Raw genomic sequence first — 4,574 nt, 5'->3', positions numbered from 1 at the left:
TCCCAGATCAGTGACGCCGCCTCGGCGGCACTGCTGATGTCGGACACCAAGGCTGCCGAGCTGGGCATCCAGCCCCGCGCGCGGATCCACTCGCTCGGCCTGGCCGGCGATGACCCGATCATGATGCTGACCGGGATCATCCCGGCGACCCGCAAGGCGCTCGCGCGGGCCGGGATGACGGTCGATGACATCGATGTGTTCGAGGTCAACGAGGCGTTCGCGTCGGTGGTGCTCGCCTTCCAGCGGGAGTTCGACATCCCGATGGAGAAGATCAACGTCCACGGCGGCGCGATCTCGATCGGTCACCCGATCGGTGCGTCCGGAACCCGTCTGTTCTCCTCGCTGCTCAACGCGCTGGAGGTCAAGGACGGCCAGTTCGGCCTCCAGGTGATGTGCGAGGCGGGCGGCCTGTCGAACGCGACGACCGTCGAGCGACTGCGCTGACCCAGAACCGACCGCTGGCCCCGGATGGCTGCCGCGATCTCCGCACCGATCGCGGCGGCCAGACACTCGTTGGTGTCGCCCTCCGGCTCGGGCACGACGTGGTGAACAGCGCCGTCGGCGAGGAGGTCGATGGCGCGCACCCGCTGGCGCTCCGCCATCTCGGCCGCATGCGTGGCGTCGCCGTAGACGATCACGGAGGCCCCCTCCGGCGGAAGGGGCGTGAGCCAGGCCTGCTCGGCAGCGATCACGCGCTCGGCGGCGAGCAGGGCGAGTGYCCCGCCGCCGCAGCCCTGGCCGAGGAGCACGGCGACGGTCGGAACGCTCATCGTGGCCAGCGTGCCCAGGCAGCGGGCGATCTCGCCGGCCACCGCACCCTCCTCCGCATGGGCGGAGAGCTCGGCGCCGGGAGTGTCGATCACGGTCACGAGAGGGATGCCGAGCTCCTCGGCGATGCCCATCGCCCGGCGCGCCTCGCGCAGTGCGGCCGGACCCATGTGCGAGTCGCCGCCCTGGCGGGAGCGATCCTGACCGACGACGATGCACGGCTCCCCGTCGATCCGGGTCAGCACCGTCAGCACCGCGGCGTCGTGCTCGCCGGTGTCGGTGCCGGACAGGCGCACGGTTGAGGTTCCCAGCTCGCGCAGCAGGTCGCGCACGCCGAGCCGGTCGTCAGAGCGGGTCGCGTTGATCGCGTCCCAGGCCGAACGGCTCGGGTCGAGGCTGCCACCACGACGCGGCAGGGATCCTGGGGTGGGCGGGTCGAGGAGTACGCCGAGGGCTCGATCGACCACGCAGGGGAGCTCTTCGGCGGCGACGACCGCGTCGATGACTCCCTTGGCGGCGAGGTTCTCCGCCACCTGGACACCGGCCGGGAACGGCTCTCCGACGAGCGCCTCATAGACCTTCGGGCCGAGGAAGCCGACCAGGGCGCCGGGCTCTGCGACGGTGACGTGCCCGAGGGAACCCCAGGAGGCGTAGACCCCGCCGGTGGTGGGGTGGCGCAGGTGCACCAGGTACGGCAGGCCCGCGCCGCGGTGGTCCATGACGGCCCGGGAGATCTCCATCATCTGCACGAAGGCGGGCGTGCCCTCCTGCATCCGGGTCCCACCCGAGGAGGTGCTGGCGAGGATGGGCAGCCCCAGCGCGGTGGCGCGGCGGATCGCTGAAACGATCCGCTCGGCGGCGACCCGACCGATGGATCCGGCGAGGAAGGCGAATTCGTTGACGATCACCACGACCGGACGGCCGCGCACCAGCCCGCGGCCGGTGAGGACTGATTCGTCGGTCCCTGCCTTCGCGGCCGCAGCAGCGAGCTCCGCGGCGTAGGTTTCGGACAGACCAATGGTGATGACAGGTGAATCCCAGGACTCGAACGACTCGTCGTCGAGCACGAGATCGATCAGCTCGCGGGCACTCCAGCGTCGTTGCATGCGTACGTCCTCAGCGCGAAGCGGGCCTGACCCGAAGTGGTCGCCCGGATGTGGTCTAATTAGTTTACTGTATGATAGACATCACGCGATCGACTCCTCAAGAGGACCCCGACATCATGGATCTGTTGACACTTCTCGAAATGACTGCCGGAGGCATGGGTGACCGCGTCCTGCTCGGGAGCCGCAAGGACGGCCTGACCGGCCAGGAGCTGCGCGACCGCGCAGCCGCGACCGGAGCCTTCTTCACGGCCAACGGAGCAGAGAAGATCCTGTTCGTCGGCGGCAACGGCCCGACGTTCGCCATCTCGCTCTTCGGTGCGGCCGCAGCACACAAGCCGTTCCTGCCGCTGAACTATCGACTCTCCGACGAGCAGCTCGGTGAGATCCTCACCCGGCACACCGGTCTCCTGATCGCCGAGGACGTCGAGCGCGCTCGCGACCTCGCCCCCGACGCGACTGAGGTGATCAGCGTCGACGACATCTTCGCGATCGCACCCGACCCGGAGGCTTCCCTCATCCCGGCCGACACCGAGGACATCGCTGTCCTGCTGATGACCTCAGGCACCACGGCCGCACCGAAGAGTGCCGTGCTGCGCCACCACCACCTGACCTCCTACGTGATGCAGACGGTCGAGTACGCCGGCGCAGACGAGATCGACGCGACCATCGTCAGTGTCCCGCCGTACCACATCGCTGCCGTGGCGAACCTGCTCTCGAACCTGTACGCCGGCCGCCGGATCGTCTACCTGGACAAGTTCACCGCCGAGGAGTGGATCGACGTCGTCACCGACGAGGCGATCACCAACGCGATGGTCGTCCCGACGATGCTCTCCCGGATCGTCCGCTACCTCGACGAGAGCGGCCGCACCGGTCCGGCGACCCTGCGTGGTCTGTCGTACGGCGGCGCCAAGGTGCCGCCGACCGTCCTCGAGGATGCACTGCGCCTCTTCCCCGAGACCGGCTTCGTCAACGCCTACGGCCTGACCGAGACCTCGTCCTCCATCGCCGTTCTCGGCCCGGACGACCACCGTGCCGCCCTCGCCTCCGCGGACCCGAAGGAGCGCGCCCGGATCGGTTCGGTCGGCCAGGTGCTGCCCGGTGTCGAGGTCAGCATCCGCAACGAGGTCGGCGACGTGGTCGCGGCGAACGAGCCCGGTGAGATCTACGTCCGTGGCGCCCAGGTCGCCGGTGAGTACCTCGAGCAGGGCTCGAAGCTCGTCGGTGAGGGCTGGTTCCCGACCCGCGACCGCGGCTGGCTCGATGACGGCGAGTTCCTCTTCGTGGAGGGTCGTGCCGATGACACCATCATCCGCGGCGGGGAGAACATCGCCCCGGCGGAGATCGAGGACGTCCTGGTCCGCCACGACGCCGTCCTCGAGGTCTGCATCGCCGGCGTTCCGGACGAGGAATGGGGCAACGCCATTGCCGCCTTCGTCGTGGTGAAGGACGGCATGACCTGCACCGTCGGGGAGATCAAGGGCTTCGCCCGCGAACACCTCCGCAGCTCGAAGACTCCGGACCACGTCTACTTCCTGTCCGAGCTTCCGGCCACCCAGACCGGCAAGATCCTGCGCAAGGACCTGATCGCCAGCGTCACCTGACTCCCCCGGGGCAACGCGCTCCAACGGCACGAGGGCCCGCTCCGAGATCGGAGCGGGCCCTCGTGCTCGGCGGGTGCGGGTGCTATCGACCCGACCGCACCTCGCGGAAGGCGACGTCGCGGTCGGCAGCGAACTCGCGGGGCATGCCCAGCACCCGCTCACTGATCAGGTTGCGGGCCATCTCGGTGGAACCACCGCCGAGCGATCCCCCCTGTCGCATCAGGTACTCGTCGACCGCCATCGTGATCGCCCCGGCGGAGGGTCCGTTCGGCGCAACGCCGAGACCGCCGGCGATGTCGACCATGACGTCGTGCTCGATCCAGCCCACCTCGGCGTGGGACAACCGGATGATCGATGCGGCCATCGGCGGCAGCGCACCGGTCGTGATCGCGCGGGTGACGCGGGCGCTGACCTGCTGGTGGACGACCTCGCGGGTGTGGGCGGCTGCCACGCGGTCCTGCACGTACGGGTCGTTCCCCTTGCCGAGCTCCTTGGCGAGCGCGGCGGGCGTCTTCCGGTCCAGGCTCGCCTGACGCTGCATCCGCGGGCCCTGGGTGAAGGGCGAGCTGCCACCGACGGCGGTGCGTTCGTAGACCAGCTGCCGGGAGGCGACCGTCCAGCCGTCGTTCTCCTCGCCGACGAGCGCGTCGAGGGGAAGGATCAGGTCCTCGAAGAACTCCTCGCAGAAGTCGGAGTGCGCGGTGACCATCCGGATCCGGTTGAGCGTGAATCCGGGCTGGTCCTTGATCGGCACCATGATCATCGAGAGGCCGCGGTGCTTGGGGGCATCCCAGTCGGTGCGGACCAGCGCGATGCCGTAGTCGGCACCGTAGGCCGCCGTCGACCAGATCTTGCTGCCGTTGAGCACCCATGTGTCGCCGTCGCGATCGGCACGCGAGATCACTCCGGCCAGGTCCGAGCCACCCTTGGGCTCGGAGAGGAACTGTGACAGGACGATCTCACCCTTGAGCGCTCCGCGGACGTAGAAATGCTTCTGCTCCTCGGTGCCGAAGTCGAGGATCACCGGCGCAACGATCGCGAACGACGGCACGTTGAGTCGCGAGGGATAGTGACGCCCCTCGACCGCCCGGTTGAACGC

Annotated in this window: 3 protein-coding genes and 1 pseudogene; 2 read left to right on the top strand and 2 right to left on the bottom strand. The window is 69.1% G+C overall.

The window, feature by feature from the left end; translation table 11 throughout:
• Positions 1-36: 36 nt before the first annotated feature.
• Positions 37-375: pseudogene (locus ACXJKL_RS15200) on the top strand (steroid 3-ketoacyl-CoA thiolase); the annotation flags it as partial.
• Here ACXJKL_RS15200 and ACXJKL_RS15195 read toward each other — a convergent pair.
• Positions 303-1,874, bottom strand: coding sequence for a carboxyl transferase domain-containing protein (locus ACXJKL_RS15195; protein ID WP_457207874.1), 1,572 nt, complete (start codon positions 1,872-1,874; stop codon positions 303-305). The pseudogene ACXJKL_RS15200 and the gene ACXJKL_RS15195 overlap by 73 nt on opposite strands.
• A gap of 140 nt (positions 1,875-2,014) precedes the next feature.
• Here ACXJKL_RS15195 and ACXJKL_RS15190 point away from each other — a divergent pair, with 140 nt between their 5' ends.
• A complete protein-coding gene (locus tag ACXJKL_RS15190; protein ID WP_457207873.1) occupies positions 2,015-3,475 on the top strand; it encodes a class I adenylate-forming enzyme family protein in 1,461 nt (486 codons plus the stop codon).
• 82 nt (positions 3,476-3,557) lie between these two features.
• On the opposite strand, the gene ACXJKL_RS15185 is transcribed toward ACXJKL_RS15190, so the two are convergent.
• Positions 3,558-4,574: acyl-CoA dehydrogenase family protein (locus ACXJKL_RS15185; protein ID WP_457207872.1), on the bottom strand; the 1,017-nt coding region annotated here is incomplete at its 5' end.

This window comes from Nocardioides sp. P5_C9_2 (genome assembly GCF_054049555.1).
Note: the sequence above shows the minus strand (reverse complement) of the source record. Positions and strands in the feature narration are given on the sequence as shown.